Consider the following 20,956-nt stretch of genomic DNA (forward strand, 5'->3'; position numbering starts at 1 on the left):
CTGCAGGCGGTCAGAAGTGCAGGTCTGCGGGGCCGGCGAGCTCGATCCAGGCCGTGACATCGGGGCGGACCGCGGGCACAGGCTCGAGGACGTCGGCCGCGGGGAGCGCACCGAAGTCGAGCGCGGTGAGTGCCGCGATGTCGACGATCGGGAGCTGGAAGGCCCGGAACGGGCCGAGTGGCGGCAGGTCCTCCGTCTCGGTCGTCGCCCTCGCCGCCTCCAGATCGATGTCGTCGAGCTGCGCGGTCTGGTCGAGGAGGTACCCGCTCGCAGTGAGCCGGCCGTCCGACGACCAGGCGGCCACCTTCCAGAACTGCTGCGGTATCCGAACCCCGCGGTACAGGCGATCGGCATCCGAGAACACGGGTCCGGTGAAGACAGAGAGACGTGCGCGGTTGACGGTGGCGTACTCGAGCACGAGGTCTTCGAGACCGTTCCACAGCTCCAGCGACTGGTTGAAGACCGCAGCCTGCGGCGCGGCGTTGGTGTAGCAGAAGCTGTCGACGTTGGCCCGCTGCGCGACGGTGGCGTCACCCCAGACGGGATCGCGGCGGCGCACCAGGTGGCCGCGGTCGAGGTCGTTGCGCGCATACAGTTCGGGCCCGGCCTGCTCGCTCGACGGGATGCGCTCGTCGAGGTGCCAGTCGTCGCCGCGTCCGAGCTCGCGCAGGGCGGAACCATCGATGTTGACCGCGGTCGCGACCGCCAGTCGACGTCGCGGATCGAGCAGCACCGTGAAGTGCGTGTAGTCGAGGTCGCGGAGTGGGGCGCGTCCGGCCGCCTCGGTCGGTTGGGGGACGGTCAGCGTCTGCGGGAGCTCGAGGAATCCTGAATCAAACCCAGTCATGAAAATGAGTCGATCATGAATTTAGGTGGTGCGGTGCTCCAACGCGCATGATTTCATCAGAAGTTCTGCGCAGCTCCCGGCGGGTCCGCGCAGCTCAGCGGGCGGGGAGGTGCGCGGCGAGCGCTGTCATCGCGTCGTCGAGGGCCGCGAGCTGCTGCGCGGAGAGCGCACGCACGAAGGTCTCGTGGATGACACGGAGGTGGGGCGCCGAGGCGGCCCGGAACAGCTGTGCCCCGTCCGTGGTCAGCGCGACCACCGCTCCGCGGCTGTCGCCGGCGACGGGTTCGCGCTGGACCAGTCCGCGCCGTTCCATCCGACCGAGGTGATGCGACAGCCGGCTGCGCTCCCATCCGATGTGCTGGGCGAGCTGCGACGACCGCATCCGCTTCTCGGGCTGCTCGGAGAGCGCCAGGAGGACGCCGTAGTCGCCGGAGGAGAGCCCGGACTCGTCCTGCAGGCGCCCGGTGACGACGTTCCGCAGCTGCTCGGACGTCTCGAGGAAACGGCGCCAGACGCGCAGCTCGTCGCGGGTCATCGTCCGTCGGCGGCCCGTACCCGGCTCGGGAATAGTCATGGTGGCCGCTCCGTTTCACCTGTCGAGTGGATGATTGACATGTCAACTGTAGCCTTCACGAAAGAGACCCTCCATGCCTGACCTCGAATTCGGACTCGACACGTTCGGGGACATCCCAGAGACCGACTCCGGCGCACTCGCCACACACCCGGAGGCGATCCGTCAGGTGGTCGCGGAGGCCGTCCTCGCGGACCGACTCGGCGTCGACGTCTTCGCCGTGGGTGAGCACCACCGACCTGAGTACGCGATCTCGACGCCGGAGACCGTGCTCGCCGGCATCGCCAGCGTCACGGAACGCATCCGACTCGCGTCCGGTGTCACGGTGCTCAGCTCGGACGATCCGGTGCGCGTGTTCCAACGCTTCGCCACCGTCGATGCGCTCTCGAACGGCCGGGCCGAGGTCATCCTGGGGCGAGGCTCCTTCACCGAGTCCTTCCCGCTCTTCGGCTATGACCTCAGCGACTACGACACGCTCTTCGAGGAGAAGATCGACCTGTTCTCGCGCCTGCTGACGGAGGAGCCGGTCACCTGGAACGGCACGACGAGGGCAGCGCTGCAGGACGCCGACGTCTTCCCGAAGACCGCCTCAGGTCATCTCTCGACCTGGGTGGGCGTCGGCGGTTCTCCGCAGTCCGTCATCCGTGCAGCGCAGTACGGGTTCCCACTCATGCTCGCGATCATCGGGCGCGGGCGGAGTTCGACGACGAGGTGGAGCGTGGCTCGATGTACGTGGGTTCGCCGACGACCGTCGCGCGGAGGATCGCCGCTGCCGTCGCCGTGCTCGACGTCGGTCGCTTCGACCTCATCTACTCCGCGGGTTCCCTGCCGATGAGCGCCAGACTCCGCGCCGTCGAACTCTACGGATCCCAGGTCATCCCGCTGGTCCGCGAACTCCTCGTCGACCCCGCCGAGTCGACCGCCTGACCCCGCCCGAACATCTGAGAGGACACTGACATGCACACCACGGACGATGCCCACCAGACCACGATCGGCATCCTCGGAGCCGGCAAGGTCGGCACCGTGCTCGCCCGACTCGCAGTAGCCGCCGGCTACCGCGTGCTCATCAGCAGCTCACGTGCACCGGAGGCCATCGCGCTGACGGTCGACGTCCTCGCCCACGGTGCGATCGCGACGACGTCGGCCGATGCCGCGGCGCGGAGCGATGTCGTGATCCTCGCGCTCCCGCTCGGGAAGTACCGCTCGCTGCCGGTCGACGAGCTGCGCGGCAAGCTCGTGATCGACACCATGAACTACTGGTGGGAAGTCGACGGGCCACGGCCTGACCTGACCGACGCAGGCGTGACGACGAGTGAGATCGTGCGTGACTTCCTGCCGGAGTCCCGCGTCGTCAAGGCGCTCAACCACATGGGGTATCACGACCTCGACGGCGAGCCGCGCGTGCCCGGTGCAGCCGGGCGAAAGGGCATCGCGGTGGCCGGCGACGATGCCGACGATCGTGAGACCGTCGCCGCGATCGTGGACGCCCTCGGATTCGACGCCGTCGACATCGGCGCGCTCGACAACGGTGTGATCCTCCAGCCCGGTGGGGCGCTCTTCGGGGCGAACATCGGCGGGGCCGAGATCGATGCCGTCGTCGCGAGGGAGTTGCTCGCCGTCCGCTGAGAGGTCCATCCGGAGCGGACTCCGCCGCGGACTCAGCGGGCTCCGGTCACCGCCAGCACGATCAGGACGATGCCGGCGACGAGTGCGCTGAGTCCGACCGACCCGATGGCCGTCCACAGGCCGATCAACGTGTTGCGGCTGAGACCGACCTTCAGGCCGAGTTCCTCGCCGATCTCCCTGATCCTGGCTCGCTCGTTCTCAGGGCTGAAGGCCGCCTCGAAGCCGCCGGGGGTGGTCCCCAGCATGATGACCCGCCCGTACCGGACGCGGCCCGACTGGATGGAGAACGACCAGGACAGCCTCGGGACGAACCCGTTCGCGCCGGCGCTCCAGGACATCGACCGGAGGGTGTCGTTGATGCTGAACCGACGACGACGCTCGTCCACCCGGACGGTGTACGTGATGCTGTCCGAGACCTCGTTGTGCTGCAGGATCTCCCACCAGCGTGCGTTCGCCAGGTCGAAGCCCACCCGGAAACCGCCGGGGACCGATTCGACGGCGAACGGGGTGTTCTGCAGTTCCGCCTCGACGAGCCAGCGGTACTCCTCGAGGACACTCATCGCCGCACCATCCCGGTGCCGGTGATCGGAGGCGGCGCCAGCGCACACGATAGCGCGCGGGACCCTGGAGCACGCGCACCATCACGTGGAGCGACGACCGGCGCGTCGGCGTTACGGTTGTGGACATGACCTCAGCGCGCTCGAACGAGTCGACCACCACGGCGCTGCACCGCCCGGCGTTCATCCCCGGCGTCCTCGGCGCGATCATCCTGCTCGCCGGGCTGGCGCTCGTGGACTCGGCGTGGTTCACCTATGTCCTCTACGTGGTGAGCATCCTCGCACTGATCATGGTCGTGATGGCCGTTCAGGGCAGGCGGCCGCTGTGGGTGATCCCGCTCGTGCTGGTCGCAGTGGTCTGGAACCCGATCCTGCCGATCGAGTTCCCCGAGACGGTCCTCCGGATGCTGCACATCGTCGGGGCCGCGGTCTTCATCGCCGTCGCCGTCTTCATGCGCGTGCCGGAAGCGCAGCCGTACGTCAGCGAGCCGAGCCCGGAGGACGACTGAACCGCGCATCGCTCATTCGCTGGTAGTCCGGCGGGGACCAGACGGGCGGTGGGGGCTTACCCCGGAAGGCGGGCGGAAGTAGGGTCGAGTGGACACGAGGCTCCCCGGATCGGGGAGCCCAGGATCAAGGAGGATCACGTGTCAGGAAACCGGGCTGTCGCCTACAAATCCGCTGGTGTCGTCGAAGTCATCGACATCGACTACCCCTCGTTCGAGCTGAAGGACGGGCCGGGGGTGAACCCGGCCAACGTCGGCCGGAAAGTCCCCCACGGAGCCATCCTCAAGACCGTCGCGACGAACATCTGCGGCTCCGACCAGCACATGGTCCGAGGACGCACCACGGCTCCGGCCGACCTCGTGCTCGGCCACGAGATCACCGGCGAGGTGGTCGAGGTCGGGCCCGATGTCGAGTTCATCAAGGTCGGCGACATCGTCTCGGTGCCGTTCAACATCGCCTGCGGTCGCTGTCGCAACTGCAAGGAGCGCAAGACGGGCATCTGCCTGAACGTGAACCCGGACCGTCCGGGCAGCGCGTACGGGTACGTCGACATGGGCGGCTGGGTCGGGGGCCAGGCCGAGTTCGTCCTCGTCCCGTACGCCGACTGGAACCTGCTGAAGTTCCCCGACCGCGATCAGGCGCTCGAGAAGATCATGGACCTGACGATGCTGTCGGACATCTTCCCGACGGGATTCCACGGCGCGGTGACCGCGGGCGTCGGTGTCGGATCGACCGTCTACGTCGCGGGTGCCGGCCCGGTGGGGCTCGCGGCTGCGACGAGTGCGCTGCTGCTGGGTGCCGCTGCGGTCATCGTCGGCGACATGAACGACGATCGGCTCGCGCCGGCCAGGAGCTTCGGCTGCGAGACCGTCGACCTCACCAAGGGTGATCCGGCCGAGCAGATCGAGCAGATCCTCGGTGTGCCGGAGGTGGACTGCGCGGTCGATGCCGTCGGTTTCGAAGCACGTGGCCACGGTGGAGACTCCGGCCACGAGGCTCCGGCGACGGTGCTGAACTCCCTCATGGACATCACGGCTGCCGGTGGAGCGCTCGGCATTCCGGGGCTGTACGTGACGGGTGACCCGGGCGGCATCGACGAGGCCGCGAAGAAGGGCGCTCTGTCCCTGAGCCTCGGCACCGGCTGGGCGAAGTCGCTCTCGTTCACCACCGGTCAGTGCCCCGTGATGAAGTACAACCGCGGGCTCATGATGGCGATCCTGCACGACAAGGTGCACATCGCCGCCAACGTCAACGCATCGGCGATCAGCCTCGAGGACGCCCCGCGTGGGTACGCGGAGTTCGATGCGGGAGCCGCCCAGAAGTTCGTCCTGAACCCGAACGGCTACCTCGACGGGAAGTAGGCGCCCTCCCGCTGAGCCGCCCGGAAATGCGTCGTCTCGGCCGGATTCCGCGCATCGTCGGGCGACTCAGTGGGGATGGTTCAGCCTTCGGGGGCGGTGAAGCGCTCCGGCGGTTCGAACTGGAGCTCTGCGGAGTCGTCGAGTTCGAGGTGGACGTTGCCGAGGTCGTCGGACAGCACCAGCACCGGCGACCCGGCGACGGGCACCCGATCCGCACTCGTGCGCATCCTCGCGCACACGCTCCTCGTGACGCCGTCGATCACGAAGCTCGTCTCCGTCGTGAATCTGGGTTCGTCGTGCACCCAGTGGTGGGAGAAGGTCACGGCGGTGAGCGTCCCGGTGCACCGCTTGCCCTCGACGCGGAGCCGTTCGATGGTGCGCTGGCGACGACGGGCATGAGCGACGGCTCGAAACAGGCGCATGATGGAGAAGACGCACCACAGGCCGGATGCTGCGCCGATCACGATGCCGAGCTCCATCGGGATCTCCGAGGAGTTCACCAGCGCGTCGAACTCGATGGTGCGGCCCGGGTCGCTGGCGAGCGTCCAGACGAGGAGGAATCCGGCACCGAGCGCGATCCCGCCGGTGACCGCCGCCGAGGCGAGCAGGCCGGCCACTCGGGGTTGGCCGAACGAGTCCATCGCCCGTTCGTAGAGCCGCATCGTCTGGGCGAGCGCGCCGAACAACGTCAAGGCGATGGCCGCGACGACGGTGATCGGATGGCCGAGGAACATGCTGACGGTCGGGTTGGGGGCAAGACTCGTGATGGCGCCGAACGGCACCGTGCTCGGCACCGCCCAGAGCACGGCGGCGAAGAGTGCCCGGGGGAGGAGCGGCGCCATCCGGCCGATGGGCTGACCCTGCTGGAGCGCTGTCATGCGACCGCCGCGATCCGTGGTCGAGAACTGGGGCAGGACGTCGATCATGGCCGAATCGTACACCCGACTGAGTTGCCCGGAAATGCGATGTCCTGGCGGAAGATCGTGCAGATCCGGGCGACTCGGCGGGTGACTCAGTGGGTGTGGATGCCGAGGTCGGTCCGGCCGGGGAGGATGTCCTCTCGGAGGGCGCGGGTGCCCCGGTACTCGCCGTCGCTGAGGCGGCGGAAGGCCTGCGGGGACTCGGCGTCGAGGTGACGGAGGCGAGACGTGAGTCGCTCGGTCTCCTGCGCCATCCCGTCGATGTCGAGACCATCGGCGTCGTGCACCACGTGCAGTTCGAGCGCCTCGATGCCGGTGTACCACAGCGTACCGTGCGTGATGGGGAACAGGAGTGAGTCGATGTCGCCGCTGATGCCGCGGCTCCCGATCGACCGATCGTCCTCGCCGGCCGTGACGATGACGAGCGCGCGGCGCCCGGCGAGCGGCGCGTCACCGTAGCGGCGGGGGATGCCGGTGGTCGGATCGTCGTCGCCGTACGCGAAGCCGTTGGTCAGCACACGGTCGAACCAGCCCTTGAGCATCGCAGGGGGCCCGTACCACCAGAGTGGGAACTGCAGGATCACGAGGCTCGCCGCAGCGAGCTTCGCCTGTTCCTGGCGCACATCCTCCGGCACGAGACCTGCGGCCGAGGCGTCGCCCATGCGGTCGACGACGCCGCGGTAGCCCTCCGGCACGGCGCCGAGGTCGCGCTCCGACAGCCTGGGGTCGAAGCCCTGGGCGTAGAGGTCGGAGGTGGTGACCGTGTACTCCCGCGAGAGCTCGTCGATGCCGGCCTGCATGAGACGGCCGGTGAACGAGTCGCGTGTCGGGTGGGCTGACACCCAGAGTGCGGTCGCGGGGTCGGGCTGGTGGGTGATGGTCATCGAGGCCCTCTGGGTCGGTCTGGCGGTTTCCGTGGTTAAGTTACTACTGGTAACTTTGATGGAATGCAAGTACGGACGACACAACCGGGGAGGATGGTCAGATGTCACCGGAGTCGATCCCGCCGCGCCGCCGCCTTCCCGGCAGCGAACGGCGCGCGCTGCTGCTCGACGTCGCGAGGGTGCTCATCCGCGAGGAGGGCACCGATGCATTGACGCTGGGGCGGGTGGCCGAGCGCGCCGGCGTCGCCAAACGCTCGTGTACCGGCACTTCGGCGATCGTGCCGGACTGCTCGCAGAGTTGTACCGCGAGTTCGACGAGCGGCAGCACGCCGTGCTCGATGCCGCCCTCCTGAACGCGCCGGCGCAGCTCGACGCGGTCGCCGAGATCGTCGCCGGAAGCTACCTCGACTGCTCCGCCGCCGAGGGGGCCGAGATGGCCGGGGTCGTCGACGCGCTGAGCGGATCGCCGGTCCTCGACGAGCTGCGACGCGACTCCGTGCGGGCCTACGCCGGCAAGTGCGGTGCCGCGCTCGCACCGTTCGCCCCCGCCGGGTCGGTGCCGGAGGCGGACCTCCATGCCGTCGTGGGTGCCGGAGACGCGCTCGCTCGCGCAGTCGCCTCCGACCTGACGACCGCGACCGCGGCGCGCGCGACCCTGACTCGCGTGATCCTGTCGCTCACCCACTGAGTTGCCCGGAAACGCACGAAATTCGCGACACCCCACAGGGCCAACCGAACCGGCACGGGAGCTTCTCGCCGATCTCCGGTTCGTCCGTCGACTCAGCGGCGGCGGGACGCCACGAGTTCGCCGTAGAGCTGCTCGAGGACGGGCGCCTGCGGCGGCGACACCGACACCGACAGCCAGTCGTCGGCGACGGTGCCGAACGCGGTGAGCCCGTCGGCCGTGAGTGCGAATGACCCGGCGTCAGTCCGATCGCCTGCGGCGCCACGGACGTCGTCGAACGGGGTGCCCTGCCCGATCATCCACGCGCCGCCGGGGATGATCGAAAAACGCAGGACCTCAGCCGTCGACGACCGCAGACGGCACTCCAGGGCGCCGACCCGCTCGCCCGCGATCTCGGCGAGGCGGTAGCGCTGCGTCGTGGCGCTGACGTAGCCGAGGGAGCCCGGCTCGACACCGAGGATGCGCTCCACCTGGGGAGCGGAGAGGGCGGCGTCGCACGAGCGCGATCCGGGCGGCCTCGTCGGTTCAGGACGCTGGCCAGGCGAAGGGATGACCGACAGCGCTGCACGGGCGATGGCCTCGGCCGCGTCCTGCGTGACCCCGGCGGTGTCGTCGACATCGACCTCGATGAACAGTTCGCGCTCCAGCGCATGGACCGAGCACACGCCCTCGACCGGCGAGCAGGTCGTCCCGTTGATCTCGCCCACATCGCTCGCCCAGTCGGTGTGCTCGTACCAGGAGTTGAAGGCCGACCAGTACTCGGCGCCGTCCGGAGCGATCCGGATGGCGAGCCGTGCGGTCGAACTCTGCGAGTTCCACGCGCAGACGACACCGCCGACCTGGAGGAGCGGTGCGTCGCCGAGGCTCGGGTCCTCCGTGCTGACGGTTCCGCGCAGCGCGGTCTCGACCGACGCCGCGGCAGCCAACGCGTCACACGTGAGTCCCGGGAAGGCGGAGGCCGGCATCGGTGCAGACGTCGGCTGTCGCGCCTGGCCGGAGGGCGACGAGGCAGGCTTCTCGGAGGGTGCACTGACGCAACCGACGAGGCCGGCCACGAGGAGGAGCGCCACCGCGGGCACGGTGCTCCACCGTCCGTACTTCCCCATGCCGCCGACCCTAACGCACCCCGCTGAGTCGCTCGGCGCGGAGCTGGTGTTGCGAAAGCGTGTGCTGATGAGCAGACGTCCAGCACGCGCCTCGATCGATGGGATGGAGGAGCGATCACGACCGATCGCTCGCTCTGAAAGGAACTACGCCATGCGTCGATCTGCCCTCCCCACCCTCGTGCTCTCCGCCCTCGCTGTGACGATCGCGCTCGCCGGCTGCTCCGCCGGTGGGACGGCGTCATCCTCCGCAAGCCCTCCGGACTACGCGGCGGAGTTCGACGCGTACACGCTCGAACTGGCCTCCTGCATGCGTGACCAGGGCGTCGACGTCGAAGACCCGACGCCCGGCAACACCATCAGCCTGGACGGCAGCGACGCGACGAATGCCGCGTACGACACCTGCGAGGGCATCGTCGGCCTGCCGCCGGTGAACCCGGACCAGCCGAGCAAGGAGGAGATCTCGGACGAGCTGCGGCTTCGGGCTCAGTGCCTCCGCGACAAGGGCTTCGACGTACCCGACCCCGCTGCCGACGGCTCCTGGGACCTCCCGGAAGACCTGTTCGATGAAGCCAGGGCGTGCGCGGTGCAGTAGCGCGGCATCACGGGATACGGAAGGCCCGGACCAGTCGGTCCGGGCCTTCCGCGGGTCACACGTGTGCGGCGGGGAGAAGCACGGTGACCGTGAGGCCGCCTTCCGGTCGCGGGGTCAGCGTGATGGTCCCTCCGTGCAGGGCGACGATGCGGGCGCAGAGGGTGAGTCCGAGCCCGTTGCCCCGTTCCCGTCCGGCGGCCCGCGCGAGGCGTGCGTCCTGGCGGTCGAACGGTTCGAGGAACCGCGCCACGTCGACACCCGTCAGCTGCTCACCCGAGTTGGAGACGACGAGGGCGAGCTGCCCCGGTGTCGGCTCACCCTGCTCCGCCCGCACCGCGTGACCGACGCGAACCTCGACCCGGCCGCCCGGGCCGCTGTTGTACCGGAGTCCGTTCGCCACGAGGTTCGTGAGCAGCTGTTGGAGCAGGATCCGGTTGCCGCGGACGTGGACGGGATTCGTCTCGAGCGAGAGCGTGATCCGCGCCTCCTCGGCGGCCGAGGCGCTGAAACGCTCGACCGCGGTCGCGACGTCGGCGACATCGACGGTCTCGGTCACCAACGCGTCGCGTTCGAGACGGTTGAGTTGCAGGAGCGCCTCGACGATCGCGATGCCGCGCTCGTTGGTCTCGTGCAGTCGGGCGAGCGTTCGATCGATGTCACGCCCGCCCGGGTCGGCCTGCGCGACCTCGATGAGCATCTTCGTCGTCGCGAGCGGCGTCCGCAGCTCGTGTGAGGCGTTGGATGCGAATCGCTTCTGGGTGAGGAAGGACTGCTCGAGCCGTTCCAGCATCTGATCGAACAGGTCGGCGAGGTCGCGGAACTCGTCGCGTGTGCCCGTCATCCCGATCCGGTGCTCCAGTGCGCCGGTCGAGGCAGCGCGCATCGCCTCGTTCAACGCCTGCAGCGGCCGGAGGACCCGGCCCGCGACGAACCAGCCTCCGATGATGCCGAGCGCGGCCATCGCGAGCAGGGCGAGCACCGAGTAGTTGATGAGCGAGTCCCGGATCTCGCCGCGGGAGACGGCATAGCCGACGGGGCGGTCATCCGGGGCGGTCAGCGGGTAGGCGGGGAACCGCCAGACGATCACGTTGATGACGACGAGGGCGATGAGCCCGGTACCGACCGTGAAGGCCGCGTACGTCGCCGTCAGCTTCACCCGTGCGGTGATGCGCGGTGTCCGGAGTCCGGCGGGGACGACGCCGCTCACGAGCGCTCTTCCGTCTCAGCACCGGGCGGCAGTACCCGGTACCCGACCGCCGGCACCGTGTGGATGATCCAGGGTTCCCCGAGTTCCTTGCGCAGGGTCGACATCGTGACCCGGACGGCCGTCGTGAACGGGTCCGCGTGCTCGTCCCACACGCGTTCGAGGAGTTCCTCCGCGCTGACGACGCCTCCGTGCGCTGCGAGCAGGACTTCGAGGACTGCGAACTGCTTCTTCGCCAATCGGACGTACCGGCCGTTGCGGTACACCTCGCGGCGGAACGGGTCGAGGCGGACGCCCGCATAGTCGAGCACCGGTGGAGTCGAGGCACCCGGCCGGCGAGCGAGGGAACGGAGACGCAACACGAGTTCGCGGAGCTCGAACGGCTTCGTCAGGTAGTCGTCAGCCCCGATCTCGAACCCGCTCTCCTTGTCGTCGAGGTCTGCGGCAGCCGTCAGCATGAGCACTCGGCACGGCAGCCGCCCGGCCACGATCCACCGGCAGACGTCATCGCCGTGCGTGCCTGGCAGGTCCCGATCGAGCACGACCACGTCGTAGTCGTTCACCGACAAGCGCTCGATCGCGGCATCGCCGTCGAACACGAGGTCGGCGGCGAGTCCCTCGTGTTGGAGTCCTTCGAGGATGCTCTCGGCGAGGTACTGCTCATCTTCGGCGATCAGGACGCGCATGGGGGCTCCGGTCGGGCTCGGCGACGAGGTTCCGATGTCGCTGCGCCGAGTGGCTTCGTGGGGTGGTCGGGACGTCAACCGATCGTACGGCCCGGACTGTTGGAGAAGTGTGTGGTCATCACCGAACCCCCACGCAACGACCGGACCGATGGACTGGACCGAGGTCGTCGAAAGCCGACGGCCCATCCAGGAGGCACCGTGAGGACATCCATCAGCACCAGACCGGCAGCGCACCGACGCGCGAGGCGACGGGCGCTCATCGTCGCCGCATTGGCAGCCGCGGCGCTCGCCGGAGTGCTGTGTCTCGTCGCCTGCAGCCCAGCGGGCGACACGATCGGCCGGGGGATCAGCGCCGGCATCTCCGGAACCGACCGCGGTGGCTCCGGAGACGACGGCTTCGGCGCATCCGACGGCGTGCTGCCGACGAACGAGCTGACCGCGTTCGACACCGATCACGCCGGCATCGCGAACCTTGAACCGGCACTCCTGCAGGCCGTCCAGGACGCGACCCGCGCTGCCGAACAGGACGACATCACCGTGTACGTGAGTTCCGGGTGGCGCAGCATGGAGTACCAGCAGCACCTCCGCGACGCGGCCATCGCCGAGTACGGCAGTGAGGAGGCGGCGAGGCAGTATGTGGCGACCCCCGACGGTTCGGCGCACACCCGCGGCGCGGCGGTCGACATCGGCGCGACCGACGCCGACTACTGGTTCATCGAGAACGGTGCCGAGTTCGGCCTCTGCCAGACGTTCGCGAACGAGATCTGGCACTTCGAACTCGCGACGACCCCTGGCGGCGAGTGCCCCGCGCAACTCCCGAACGCCGGCTGACGTCGCCGACACGGCGGAGTCGCCCAGCCGCAGGGATCCCGGAGGCTCGGGTGCGCGTCACGCTGTTGCCTGCATCTGGCAGGTGCCGCTGGCGTGTTACCGAGCCAAAGCACGGGTTCAGATTATCGCCTCTCTAGGCGGCGGGGTTTTCAGGTCGGTCGTTCTGATCAGAGTGATCTTGGGGTCGCGGGCGACATCGTCCAGAGCTGTTTGCGCCAGCGGACTGAGGAACAGGGCGTACGTGTCCGACCAGTTTCCTAACCAGTCGCTGAGCGACGGGTTCACGAGTCCTGCGAGATCTTGGATGTCTTCGAAGATCACGGCAGGCGATCGTCGGATCTGCGTGTTCGGCCCGCCGAGCCCGGGCATCGGTAGACCGAACACGACTGGTTCGCAGTGACTGATTCGGTTCCTGGCCCAGTTCACTCGCATGGCCAAGGCATGCAGTGTCGATCGATCGACATCGAATTGACTGGAGAGCGAAGCTGCCCAGAGATCCCGCTTGTAGTTGGCGCGTGTCCCGTCGGGCTTCTTGTCGCCTTTGCCGAGGAGAGAGACCCATGTGCCGAACATGATCTGAGCGATGACCTTCCCGGGTGCCGCGCGCGCGCCGAGCTTCTCGATGACTTCGTTGAAGCTGTCGAGCGTCCGTTCGTCGAACAGACCCGAATGAGTTTGGAACCAGCGATCCCCGTAGGTGGCGGCCAGAGCCCTGTGGATGTGCTCGCGGAGCGCGACTTCGGCGATACGGGCGGCAGCGTGGAGTTCGGATGCGATTTCAGCGTCCACCAGATAGAGGCGCACGGCTTCTCTGTCGCTGCCTCGAGCGACGGCGCGAAACCTCCGGAAGCGCGGCTTCGCCAGACTGGTCACCAGCGCTTGCTGCTCGGACAAGCGGGGTTGAGGGATCATGATTTGGAGCGTACTATCAATGACATAGTCCCCCGGCGTTGAGCCGATCTGGGGTTTCGGAAGCCGTCGTAGATCATCGATCACGACGGCTTCATCCTTTAAGTGGTCGGTCAGCTGAGTGGGGGTTATCGGGGGTGGTCGGTCAGCATCGCCGACACAGCAGAGTCGCCCAGCCGCAGGGATCCCGGAGGATGTCATGCGGTCTGGGCGACTCTGGGGTGGGCGATGCAGGGCTGGGCGATGCACCGCCCCCGGATGCTGTCGGTCAGGCCTTCGAGTCGAGGAGCACGTAGCCTTCCTCGCCGTGCACGGCCGTGTCGATGCCGGCGACCTCGTCCTCGTTCTTGATGCGGAAGCCGATCGTCTTCTCGATCGCGAAGCCGATGATGAAGGCGAGCACGAAGGAGTAGATCAGGACGGAGAACGCGGCGATCGCCTGGACGAGCAGCTGCGAACCGTCGCCGCCCATGAAGAGGCCGGTGCCGTTCGCGAAGAACCCGAGGTAGAGGGTTCCGATCATGCCGCCGACGAGGTGGATGCCGACGACGTCGAGCGAGTCGTCGAAGCCCAGCTTGAACTTCAGCTCGATCGCGAGGGCGCAGACGACACCGGCGACGAGGCCGAGGACGATGGCCCAGATCGGGTGCAGGGACCCACAGGCCGGCGTGATCGCCACGAGACCCGCGACCGCACCGGAGGCTGCGCCGACGGAGGTCGGCTTGCCGTCCTTGATCTTCTCGACGACGAGCCACGCGAGGAGCGCTGCGGCGGGTGCTGCGATCGTGTTGACGAACGCCAGTGCCGCCGTGCCGTCGGCCGCGAGTTCGGAGCCGGCGTTGAAGCCGAACCAGCCGAACCACAGCAGCCCGGCACCGAGGAGGACGAACGGCGGGTTGTGGGGGACGTGCGCGCCCTTCTTGAACCCGACGCGTCGACCCAGCACGAGGGCGAGGGCGAGGGCCGCCGCTCCGGCGTTGATGTGGACTGCGGTACCACCGGCGAAGTCGATGACGCCGACGCCGAAGACGTCCTGCAGGCCGTGGGTGATCCAGCCGCCGTAGGCGAAGCTGCCGTCATCGTCGAGTCCGAAGTTGAAGACCCAGCTGGCGACGGGGAAGTAGACGACCGTCGCCCAGATGCCGGCGAAGATGAGCCAGGAGCCGAACTTCGCACGGTCGGCGATTGCTCCGGAGACGAGCGCGACGGTGATGATCGCGAACGTGGCCTGGAACGCGACGAACGCGAGCGGCGGGTACGCGGCACCCTCCGGGGTCTCGAGAGCGGCGGTCAGACCGATGTTGGAGACGTCGATCGCCCAGGGGGCCACGGTGCCCTCAGCGGCGGGGAACGCGATCGCGTACCCGTAGAGCACCCAGAGGACTCCGATGAGGCCGAGGGCGCCGAAACTCATCATCATCATGCTGATGACGCTCTTCGCCTTGACCAGACCACCGTAGAAGAAGGCGAGTCCCGGTGTCATGAGGAGGACGAGTGCTGCGCACAACAGGATGAACGCGGTGTTTCCTTGATCCATTCGAGGGTGCCTCTCTGCAGTGGACGCAGCGGTGAGCGTCGGGTGCGCCTAGCGTGCCAGCGGTGTGTTTCGTCTGCCCTGTCGCCGTGTTTCGGGCGTGTGAACACTCGACCGACACCGTCACGGGCTGCCTGGCGCAGGCCGGGAGCAGGCCGGGAGCAGGCCGGGACAGCGACGAGACCTAGGCTGAGGGCATGGTCCGTGGCGCGCTCGACATCCCCGAGGCGCTGATCCATCCGTCGGAACGCGCCTATCGTCGGCTGCTCGTCGCCATGTTCCTCGCGGGCGTCGCGACGTTCGCGCAGTTGTACTCGACGCAGGGCGTGCTGACGGAGATCGCCGTCGATGCGCAGGTGTCGGCGTCCGTGGCCGCACTGACGGTCTCGGCGACCACCCTCGGCGTCGCGATCGGGGTCATCCCGTGGTCGTTCCTCGCGGACCGGCTCGGGAGCCGTCGTTCGCTCGTCATCGCGCTGGCCGCCGCCGTCGCGCCGGGGTTCGCCGGCCCGCTGATCCCCGACGTCCACGCGTTCATCGCCCTGCGTTTCGTGGAGGGACTGTGCCTCGCGGGCGTCCCGGCGATCGCGGTCACCTTCATCCTCGGCTCGGTCGAGCGACCGCATCATCTCGGTGCTGCCGCGGTCTACATCTCCGGGACGACGATCGGCGGCCTGAGCGGACGCCTCATCGCCGGGCCCATCGGTGAGTTCGCCGGCTGGCGGGTGGGTGTCCTCGCGGTGATGTCGATGTGCGCGCTCGCAACGCTCGGGTTCGTGCTGCTCCTTCCACGATCCCGTCGAGCATTCGGCACGCCACCGGGGCAGGGCTGGTCGGCGATCCGGATGCATCTCGCGACCCCTGGCCAGCGGGCGATCTACGCCATCGCCTTCCTGTCGATGGGATGCTTCGTGTCGATCTACAACTACCTCGGGTTCCGACTCGCTGCCCCGCCGTACCTGCTGGCACCCGGCATCATCAGTCTCCTGTTCATCGCGTACCTCGCGGGCACATGGTCCTCGTCACGAGCCGGTGGACTGACGAACCGCTTCGGACGGGTCCGGACCGTGCTGTTCGGCGCCGCCCTGATGATCGTCGGCGTCGCGGTGACGATGATCGACGCGCTGCCGGTGATCCTGCTCGGCCTGGTGATCGCGACGGCCGGGTTTTTCGTCATCCACGCTGTCGCCTCAGCCTGGGCGCCCGACCTCGCCGTGAGCGGCCGCAACCAGGCGTCGGCGCTCTACAACCTCTCCTACTACGCCGGTTCCTCGTTGCTCGGCTGGGCGACGGGCTTCGCCTTCACCGCTTGGGGCTGGAACGGGTTGAGCTGCATCGTCATGGTGGCCGTCGTGCTCGCAGCGACGATGCTCGTCCCGCTCCGGACGTCCCGCACCCAGGACGTCTGAGTCTAAGATGTCAGTCATGCAGACAACTCGGATCGCGTTCCTCAAAGCGCAGTGGCACGCAGACATCGTCGATCGGGCCCTCGACGGCTTCCGTGCCGAGGTCGAGCGTTCAGGCAGCGGGTGGGAGATCACCGTCTTCGACGTCCCGGGTGCCTACGAGCTGCCGTTGCTCGCGCAGACCCTCGGATCGACCGGCCGCTTCGACGCGATCGTCGCCGCGGCGCTCGTCGTCGACGGAGGCATCTACCGACACGATTTCGTGGCCGACGCGGTCGTCAGCGGGCTGATGCAGGCGCAGCTCACGACAGGCGTCCCGACCTTCTCCGTGAGCCTCACACCTCACCAGTTCCAGCCGACGGACGAGCACATCGGCTTCTTCCGCGAGCACTTCGTCCGCAAGGGTGCTGAATCCGCCCGCGCCGTCGCCCAGACCCTGGTCCACTACCCGGTCACGAAGGACTAACCCCTCACTGAGAGGGGGAGGGCGATGCCGAGCGCCGCGATGCCGCCGAGGAGCGTGAGGCCGGCGACGACGGCAGGCAGCCGTCCGTCGGGAAGGGCGATGCGGTCGGTGTCGGCTGTGGTGAGCCTCCGGTGCTGCGCCAGATAGCGACGATGGGCGGCGATGACGACGCCGATCGAGACGATCGTGCCGAGCCCCGCCGGGATGAGCACCCAGACGCCGAGGATCTCGGGCAGGATGCGCATCGCGATGAGCGAGCCGGCAACGATCGCGAGCCCGGTGCGACGCCAGGCGAGGGCGGTGCGTTCGGGTTGCAGTCCGGCGTCGAACGGCCTCGCGCCGCGGTCGGGGTCGCGGTGTGCGTCGCTCACGATGGCGGCCGCCTCAGGCGAGGATGACGGCGAGGAACACGAGGACACCGACTGCGACGACGACAGCGCCGACCGGGAGCGCGAGGACCGCGGAGGGGAGCGGGGTGTCGAGGCGGAGGGCGCGTTCGGTGCGCATCCAACCGATCCACGCCTGGATGGGCGTTGCGATGCCGGCGAGGATCAGCATCAGTGAGGCTGCCAGCCGGAGGCCAGGGTGCAGGCCGAGGCCGAGCGCTTCGAGGGCGACGCCGCCGGCGAGGAGCGCGAGCGATGTGCGCACCCAGGCGAGGTAGGTGCGCTCGTTGGCGAGGCTGAAGCGCGCGTCCGGTTCGGAGCCGTGCCGGTAGACGGAGTCCGGGAACCGGCGTCGCCCGCCGCTCATACGTCGCTGTCCGCTCGGCGAGCGTCGGCTCGGCGCGAGACGGTCCGGAAGCCGGCGTTGCCCATCGAGGAGTCAGGGGTGTTGGAGGAGCGTGCGGCGTTCCGGTAGCGGTTGCAGTAGGAGTCGTGGCAGAGGTAGGAGCCGCCGCGGAGCACTCGACCGGCACCGGCTGCCGCGCCCTGCGGCTCGTGTGTTGGAGCCCCGTCGACGGCCGCGGTGAAGTCGGCGGTGTACGAGCGCGGGTCGTACCAGTCGGCGCACCACTCCCACACGTTGCCGACGGTCTGCCAGAGGCCGTAGGCGTTCGGCGTGAAGCTGCGCACGGGAGCCGTGGTGAGCCACCCGTCGTCGAGGGTGTTGACCGTGGGGAAGGTGCCCTGCCAGATGTTCATCCGCCAGTCGTCGGAGCGGTCGCCGTCGCCGTCGCGTTCGTCGCCCCACGGGAAGCGGGCGCCGTCGAGTCCGCCTCGGGACGCCGCCTCCCACTGCGCCTCCGTCGGCAGGGTGCGGCCTGCCCAGGCGCAGTACGCTTGGGCGTCGTTCCAGCTGATGTGCACCGCGGGGTGGTCGCCAAGGCCGTCGAGCGAGGAGTCGCGACCGTTCGGGTGCTGCCAGTCGGCTCCTGTCACGCCGAGCCACCACGGTGTGCCGGGCGGCTGCCCGACGATGTCTGCCTCTGGCGCCTGCAGCGCGAGGTGGAAGACGGCCGAGTAGCCGAACGTCTCCGCTTCCGTGCGATACCCGGAGGCTGCGACGAAGACCGCGAAGTCGTCGTTGGTGACGCTGGTCGTGTCGATCGAGAACGCGTCGACGCTCACGGCATGTACGGGTGCTTCCCCGTCGGTGGGCTGTCCGTCGCCGGTCGCATCGCCCATCCGGAACGTCTGCGCGGGCACCTGCGCCTGCTCGATGGTGTGGCCGGGGACGATCTGGGGAGCCTGGTCAGTCTCTCCGAGCGCGACGATCGGGACCAGGTCACGTGCGCCACCGCCCGCGCCGATGCCGCCGATGAACGCAGACCGACCACTCGGCGCGCAGCAGGAGCCGTCGGTCGGGGTCGATACGTCCTCGCCGTGCTGCAGGGCAGCTGCGCCCGTTCGAGCGTGGGGGTCAGGCACGCGTGGCGATCGCATCGCTCAGCTCCTGTCGTGTCATCCGGGAGCGGACGAGTTCGCGGAGCTCGAGCAACCTGGCGACCAGGAGGTCCATCGTCGCTGCGCCGGTCTCATGCTGGAAGTCCTCGACGGCGGAGATGAGATCGAGGTCGAATGCGCCGTCCGGGTCGACCTCGATCGTGCGGTCTCGGTAGCGGTACTTGGCGATCTGTCGCTGCCGGGCATCGATCTCGACGGTTATGAGGTCGAGGAGTGCCTCCTCGCCCAGGAACCCGGAGAAGAAGAGACGAGCCCGGAACTCGTAGTTGACCTGCTCGACGGTGGGTTCGTACGTGGTCGCGAGCCACGTCATGAAAGCGGTGCTGCCGGCGGGCGTCACCTGGTAGATCTTCGCATCCTGGGCGCCAGGTCGGACGCTCACAGTGAAGTCGACGAGGCCGCGAGCTGCGAGCTGCGAGAGCGAGCGGTACACCTGGCTCATCTGAGTGCGCGGCCGCATGAAGACCCCGTCCATCTCCATGTAGCGGGACAGATCGTAGCCGGTGCGTGGTTTCACAAGCAGGATCCCGAGCAGCAGATGCTCCAGCTTCATGGGTGGCTCCTTTGCTCATGTCGAGGTGTGTCAAGCCTAGATCGCCGCATCCGTCAATGGCGTGTCCGTGGCTGCATCGATCGTAGCAACCATTCCACAAGTCGATAACTTTCTACTCAACTTGTAGAATCCTGGTTCAAATCCTGTTACGTTCTCCGCAAGGTCGGTCCATGGTGGACCGCACATCACCGGAAGAGACAATGATGTTCAACTTCAGGAAGCGCATCGTCGTTGCTGCTGCAGCAGCGACGATCGTCGCACTCGCACTCTCAGGATGCTCCGGCTCGGGCTCCTCCTCCACCGGTCCCGCCGCTTCGGGCGACGGCACCCTCACCATCGGCACCATCGTCGCGTCGACCACCTTCGCCGCAGACAAGGCGCCGTGGGCCAACGAGTCGCCTTACATGCAGGCCGTCTACGACACCCTCCTGCACGCCGAACCGGATGGCACCGTCGTGCCTTGGCTCGCGACCGAGTGGTCGTACAACGACGACAACACGGTCCTCACCATGAAGCTCCGTGACGATGTGCAGTTCAGTGACGGGACGATGTTCGACGCTGACGCGGCGGCGCAGAACCTCGTGCGCTTCCGCGACGGCACCTCGCCCCAGAAGGCCTACCTGGCCACGCTTGCCGACGCGAAGGCCGTCGACGCTACCACCCTCGAGATCACGCTGAGCGCCCCCAACCCCTCGCTCCTCGCCTTCCTCACGCAGAACCCGGGCCTCCAACAGGCGCCGTCGAGCTTCGGATCCGAGACCGAGCAGACGAATCCGGTCGGGTCCGGACCCTACCTGTTCGACCCGAAGACGACCGTCGTCGGTTCCACCTACGTGTTCACGAAGAACCCCGACTACTGGGCACCTGAGCAGCAGCACTACGCCAAGGTCGTCATGAACGTGTACACGACCCCCACTGCGGTTATCAACGCGATCAAGGGTGGCCAGATCAACGGCGCACCCCTCTCCGACAACTCCACCATCACCCAGGCGGAGGCATCCGGCTTCACCGCCAACGGCCAGCAGCTGAACTTCTTCGGCCTCTTGCTGTTCGACCGCGCAGGCACCAACACTGCGGCGCTCGGCGACGTGCGTGTCCGTCAGGCCATCAACTACGCCTTCGACCGCGAGGCGATGCTCAAGGCCGTCGGCCAGGGCTACGGCGATGTGACCTCCTCGATCTTCTCGCCCGACTCGACCGGCTACGTGAAGGATCTGGACGAGCACTACGCCTACGACCCGGAGAAGGCGAAGGACCTCCTGTCGGAGGCCGGTTATGGCGCAGGAGACATCACCTTGACGATGCCGCAGTCCTCGGGATTCACCCCGGCCACCTACGCCCTGGTTCAGCAGTACCTGGGGGACGTCGGCATCACGGTCGAGAATGTCAACGTGGCACCGACCAGCTTCCTCGGAGACCTCCTCGCCGCGAAGTACGCGAGCAGCGTCATGCAGTTGAAGGCCGCGCCGACCAGCTGGGAGACGATGACCCTCGACCTCCTCCCGACGGCAGGCTGGAACCCGTTCCGAACCGATGACCCGAAGGTCGCCGAACTCGGCACGGTCATCCAGTCGGGCTCCGAGGAGGATGCCGCGAAGGCCGCGCAGGAGCTCAACGAGTACATCGTCGACCAGGCCTGGTTCGCCCCGTGGTATCGCCCGCAGCAGACCTACGCGACCGACGCCACGACCACGGTCGAGACGCAGACGGGCAACGCATACCCGTACCTCTGGAACTTCACTCCCAAGCAGTGACCCCGGTTCCGGGAGGGCCGAGCTCATCCTCGGCCCTCCCGGACATCCCT

Annotated in this window: 24 protein-coding genes and 1 pseudogene; 11 read left to right on the top strand and 14 right to left on the bottom strand. The window is 68.1% G+C overall.

Annotation, left to right across the window (positions count from 1 at the left end):
* Positions 1–10: 10 nt before the first annotated feature.
* Together ABMA10_RS04375 and ABMA10_RS04380 are read right to left on the bottom strand one after the other, a co-directional pair.
* Positions 11–847: a DNA/RNA non-specific endonuclease gene (locus tag ABMA10_RS04375; protein WP_347867302.1), complete on the bottom strand. Its 837-nt coding sequence runs from the start codon at positions 845–847 to the stop codon at positions 11–13.
* A 94-nt stretch (positions 848–941) separates the two neighbouring features.
* Entirely contained in the window at positions 942–1,421 is a 480-nt protein-coding gene (locus ABMA10_RS04380; RefSeq protein ID WP_347867301.1) for a MarR family winged helix-turn-helix transcriptional regulator, read from the bottom strand.
* Positions 1,422–1,494: 73 nt separating this feature from the next.
* Here ABMA10_RS04380 and ABMA10_RS04385 point away from each other — a divergent pair.
* Positions 1,495–2,345 (top strand): annotated as a pseudogene (locus ABMA10_RS04385) (LLM class flavin-dependent oxidoreductase).
* 30 nt (positions 2,346–2,375) lie between these two features.
* Positions 2,376–3,044, top strand: a complete 669-nt coding sequence (locus tag ABMA10_RS04390) for an NADPH-dependent F420 reductase (protein ID WP_347867300.1) — start codon at positions 2,376–2,378, stop codon at positions 3,042–3,044.
* Positions 3,045–3,076: 32 nt separating this feature from the next.
* Here ABMA10_RS04390 and ABMA10_RS04395 read toward each other — a convergent pair whose 3' ends face one another.
* The gene (locus tag ABMA10_RS04395) at positions 3,077–3,604 is read right to left on the bottom strand and encodes a hypothetical protein (RefSeq protein WP_347867299.1); all 528 of its coding nucleotides are present in this window, start codon (positions 3,602–3,604) and stop codon (positions 3,077–3,079) included.
* A gap of 125 nt (positions 3,605–3,729) precedes the next feature.
* Between ABMA10_RS04395 and ABMA10_RS04400 the strand changes: the two genes are divergently transcribed.
* Positions 3,730–4,110, top strand: a complete 381-nt coding sequence (locus ABMA10_RS04400) for a DUF6804 family protein (protein ID WP_347867298.1) — start codon at positions 3,730–3,732, stop codon at positions 4,108–4,110.
* A 138-nt stretch (positions 4,111–4,248) separates the two neighbouring features.
* A complete protein-coding gene (gene fdhA / locus ABMA10_RS04405) occupies positions 4,249–5,469 on the top strand; it encodes a formaldehyde dehydrogenase, glutathione-independent (protein ID WP_431031248.1) in 1,221 nt (406 codons plus the stop codon).
* Positions 5,470–5,549: 80 nt separating this feature from the next.
* On the opposite strand, the gene ABMA10_RS04410 is transcribed toward fdhA, so the two are convergent.
* The gene (locus tag ABMA10_RS04410; RefSeq protein WP_347867296.1) at positions 5,550–6,395 is read right to left on the bottom strand and encodes a hypothetical protein; all 846 of its coding nucleotides are present in this window, start codon (positions 6,393–6,395) and stop codon (positions 5,550–5,552) included.
* 86 nt (positions 6,396–6,481) lie between these two features.
* Complete coding sequence (locus ABMA10_RS04415; protein WP_347867295.1) at positions 6,482–7,273, bottom strand: NAD(P)H-dependent oxidoreductase; 792 nt, start codon at positions 7,271–7,273, stop codon at positions 6,482–6,484.
* 101 nt (positions 7,274–7,374) lie between these two features.
* Between ABMA10_RS04415 and ABMA10_RS04420 the strand changes: the two genes are divergently transcribed.
* Positions 7,375–7,626 carry a TetR family transcriptional regulator gene (locus ABMA10_RS04420; RefSeq protein WP_414693623.1) on the top strand — a complete coding sequence of 84 codons (252 nt, stop codon included), beginning with the start codon at positions 7,375–7,377 and terminating at the stop codon, positions 7,624–7,626.
* The gene (locus ABMA10_RS04425; RefSeq protein WP_347867294.1) at positions 7,530–7,961 is read left to right on the top strand and encodes a hypothetical protein; all 432 of its coding nucleotides are present in this window, start codon (positions 7,530–7,532) and stop codon (positions 7,959–7,961) included. The genes ABMA10_RS04420 and ABMA10_RS04425 overlap by 97 nt, the downstream gene beginning before the upstream one ends.
* Positions 7,962–8,053: 92 nt before the next feature.
* On the opposite strand, the gene ABMA10_RS04430 is transcribed toward ABMA10_RS04425, so the two are convergent.
* Entirely contained in the window at positions 8,054–9,064 is a 1,011-nt protein-coding gene (locus ABMA10_RS04430; RefSeq protein ID WP_347867293.1) for a hypothetical protein, read from the bottom strand.
* Positions 9,065–9,215: 151 nt separating this feature from the next.
* On the opposite strand from ABMA10_RS04430, the gene ABMA10_RS04435 reads away from it, so the two are divergent.
* Positions 9,216–9,656: a hypothetical protein gene (locus ABMA10_RS04435; protein ID WP_347867292.1), complete on the top strand. Its 441-nt coding sequence runs from the start codon at positions 9,216–9,218 to the stop codon at positions 9,654–9,656.
* 55 nt (positions 9,657–9,711) lie between these two features.
* Here the strand turns inward: ABMA10_RS04435 and ABMA10_RS04440 are convergent, their stop codons facing one another.
* Both ABMA10_RS04440 and ABMA10_RS04445 read right to left on the bottom strand, forming a co-directional pair.
* The gene (locus ABMA10_RS04440; RefSeq protein WP_347867291.1) at positions 9,712–10,863 is read right to left on the bottom strand and encodes a sensor histidine kinase; all 1,152 of its coding nucleotides are present in this window, start codon (positions 10,861–10,863) and stop codon (positions 9,712–9,714) included.
* Positions 10,860–11,546: a response regulator transcription factor gene (locus ABMA10_RS04445; protein ID WP_347867290.1), complete on the bottom strand. Its 687-nt coding sequence runs from the start codon at positions 11,544–11,546 to the stop codon at positions 10,860–10,862. Before ABMA10_RS04445 ends, ABMA10_RS04440 begins: the two co-directional genes overlap by 4 nt.
* Positions 11,547–11,744: 198 nt before the next feature.
* On the opposite strand from ABMA10_RS04445, the gene ABMA10_RS04450 reads away from it, so the two are divergent.
* Positions 11,745–12,377: a M15 family metallopeptidase gene (locus ABMA10_RS04450; protein ID WP_347867289.1), complete on the top strand. Its 633-nt coding sequence runs from the start codon at positions 11,745–11,747 to the stop codon at positions 12,375–12,377.
* Between the two features lie 117 nt (positions 12,378–12,494).
* Here the strand turns inward: ABMA10_RS04450 and ABMA10_RS04455 are convergent, their stop codons facing one another.
* Positions 12,495–13,373: a hypothetical protein gene (locus ABMA10_RS04455; protein WP_347867288.1), complete on the bottom strand. Its 879-nt coding sequence runs from the start codon at positions 13,371–13,373 to the stop codon at positions 12,495–12,497.
* 181 nt (positions 13,374–13,554) lie between these two features.
* Positions 13,555–14,823, bottom strand: coding sequence for an ammonium transporter (locus ABMA10_RS04460; RefSeq protein ID WP_347867287.1), 1,269 nt, complete (start codon positions 14,821–14,823; stop codon positions 13,555–13,557).
* 194 nt (positions 14,824–15,017) lie between these two features.
* On the opposite strand from ABMA10_RS04460, the gene ABMA10_RS04465 reads away from it, so the two are divergent.
* On the top strand, positions 15,018–16,229 hold the full coding sequence (locus tag ABMA10_RS04465) for an MFS transporter (protein WP_347867286.1): 1,212 nt from the start codon (positions 15,018–15,020) through the stop codon (positions 16,227–16,229).
* Between the two features lie 16 nt (positions 16,230–16,245).
* Positions 16,246–16,692: a 6,7-dimethyl-8-ribityllumazine synthase gene (locus ABMA10_RS04470; RefSeq protein ID WP_347867285.1), complete on the top strand. Its 447-nt coding sequence runs from the start codon at positions 16,246–16,248 to the stop codon at positions 16,690–16,692.
* Here ABMA10_RS04470 and ABMA10_RS04475 read toward each other — a convergent pair.
* From ABMA10_RS04475 to ABMA10_RS04490, 4 genes are read right to left on the bottom strand one after another with little or no spacing between them, the layout of a single operon-like run.
* The gene (locus tag ABMA10_RS04475; protein ID WP_347867284.1) at positions 16,689–17,063 is read right to left on the bottom strand and encodes a DUF202 domain-containing protein; all 375 of its coding nucleotides are present in this window, start codon (positions 17,061–17,063) and stop codon (positions 16,689–16,691) included. The two genes, ABMA10_RS04470 and ABMA10_RS04475, sit on opposite strands and share 4 nt — an antisense overlap.
* A 13-nt stretch (positions 17,064–17,076) precedes the next feature.
* Positions 17,077–17,445 carry a YidH family protein gene (locus ABMA10_RS04480; RefSeq protein ID WP_347867283.1) on the bottom strand — a complete coding sequence of 123 codons (369 nt, stop codon included), beginning with the start codon at positions 17,443–17,445 and terminating at the stop codon, positions 17,077–17,079.
* Positions 17,442–18,563: a formylglycine-generating enzyme family protein gene (locus ABMA10_RS04485; RefSeq protein ID WP_414693621.1), complete on the bottom strand. Its 1,122-nt coding sequence runs from the start codon at positions 18,561–18,563 to the stop codon at positions 17,442–17,444. The genes ABMA10_RS04480 and ABMA10_RS04485 overlap by 4 nt, the downstream gene beginning before the upstream one ends.
* Positions 18,556–19,152, bottom strand: a complete 597-nt coding sequence (locus ABMA10_RS04490) for a PadR family transcriptional regulator (protein ID WP_347867282.1) — start codon at positions 19,150–19,152, stop codon at positions 18,556–18,558. Before ABMA10_RS04490 ends, ABMA10_RS04485 begins: the two co-directional genes overlap by 8 nt.
* A gap of 200 nt (positions 19,153–19,352) precedes the next feature.
* Here ABMA10_RS04490 and ABMA10_RS04495 point away from each other — a divergent pair, with 200 nt between their 5' ends.
* The gene (locus ABMA10_RS04495; protein WP_431031249.1) at positions 19,353–20,906 is read left to right on the top strand and encodes an ABC transporter substrate-binding protein; all 1,554 of its coding nucleotides are present in this window, start codon (positions 19,353–19,355) and stop codon (positions 20,904–20,906) included.
* Positions 20,907–20,956 lie beyond the last annotated feature (50 nt).

Source organism: Plantibacter sp. RU18 (assembly GCF_050613355.1).
In the GTDB taxonomy this organism is placed as follows: Bacteria; Actinomycetota; Actinomycetes; order Actinomycetales; family Microbacteriaceae; genus Plantibacter.

Excerpts from the sequence above, each read along its gene's own strand:
- ABMA10_RS04375 (WP_347867302.1), bottom strand. The coding sequence starts at position 847 with ATGACTGGGTTTGATTCAGGATTCCTCGAGCTCCCGCAGACGCTGACC.
- ABMA10_RS04380 (WP_347867301.1), bottom strand. The coding sequence starts at position 1,421 with ATGACTATTCCCGAGCCGGGTACGGGCCGCCGACGGACGATGACCCGC.
- ABMA10_RS04390 (WP_347867300.1), top strand. The coding sequence starts at position 2,376 with ATGCACACCACGGACGATGCCCACCAGACCACGATCGGCATCCTCGGA.
- ABMA10_RS04395 (WP_347867299.1), bottom strand. The coding sequence starts at position 3,604 with ATGAGTGTCCTCGAGGAGTACCGCTGGCTCGTCGAGGCGGAACTGCAG.
- ABMA10_RS04400 (WP_347867298.1), top strand. The coding sequence starts at position 3,730 with ATGACCTCAGCGCGCTCGAACGAGTCGACCACCACGGCGCTGCACCGC.
- ABMA10_RS04410 (WP_347867296.1), bottom strand. The coding sequence starts at position 6,395 with ATGATCGACGTCCTGCCCCAGTTCTCGACCACGGATCGCGGCGGTCGC.
- ABMA10_RS04415 (WP_347867295.1), bottom strand. The coding sequence starts at position 7,273 with ATGACCATCACCCACCAGCCCGACCCCGCGACCGCACTCTGGGTGTCA.
- ABMA10_RS04420 (WP_414693623.1), top strand. The coding sequence starts at position 7,375 with ATGTCACCGGAGTCGATCCCGCCGCGCCGCCGCCTTCCCGGCAGCGAA.
- ABMA10_RS04430 (WP_347867293.1), bottom strand. The coding sequence starts at position 9,064 with ATGGGGAAGTACGGACGGTGGAGCACCGTGCCCGCGGTGGCGCTCCTC.
- ABMA10_RS04435 (WP_347867292.1), top strand. The coding sequence starts at position 9,216 with ATGCGTCGATCTGCCCTCCCCACCCTCGTGCTCTCCGCCCTCGCTGTG.
- ABMA10_RS04445 (WP_347867290.1), bottom strand. The coding sequence starts at position 11,546 with ATGCGCGTCCTGATCGCCGAAGATGAGCAGTACCTCGCCGAGAGCATC.
- ABMA10_RS04460 (WP_347867287.1), bottom strand. The coding sequence starts at position 14,823 with ATGGATCAAGGAAACACCGCGTTCATCCTGTTGTGCGCAGCACTCGTC.
- ABMA10_RS04465 (WP_347867286.1), top strand. The coding sequence starts at position 15,018 with ATGGTCCGTGGCGCGCTCGACATCCCCGAGGCGCTGATCCATCCGTCG.
- ABMA10_RS04470 (WP_347867285.1), top strand. The coding sequence starts at position 16,246 with ATGCAGACAACTCGGATCGCGTTCCTCAAAGCGCAGTGGCACGCAGAC.
- ABMA10_RS04480 (WP_347867283.1), bottom strand. The coding sequence starts at position 17,445 with ATGAGCGGCGGGCGACGCCGGTTCCCGGACTCCGTCTACCGGCACGGC.
- ABMA10_RS04490 (WP_347867282.1), bottom strand. The coding sequence starts at position 19,152 with ATGAAGCTGGAGCATCTGCTGCTCGGGATCCTGCTTGTGAAACCACGC.
- ABMA10_RS04495 (WP_431031249.1), top strand. The coding sequence starts at position 19,353 with ATGATGTTCAACTTCAGGAAGCGCATCGTCGTTGCTGCTGCAGCAGCG.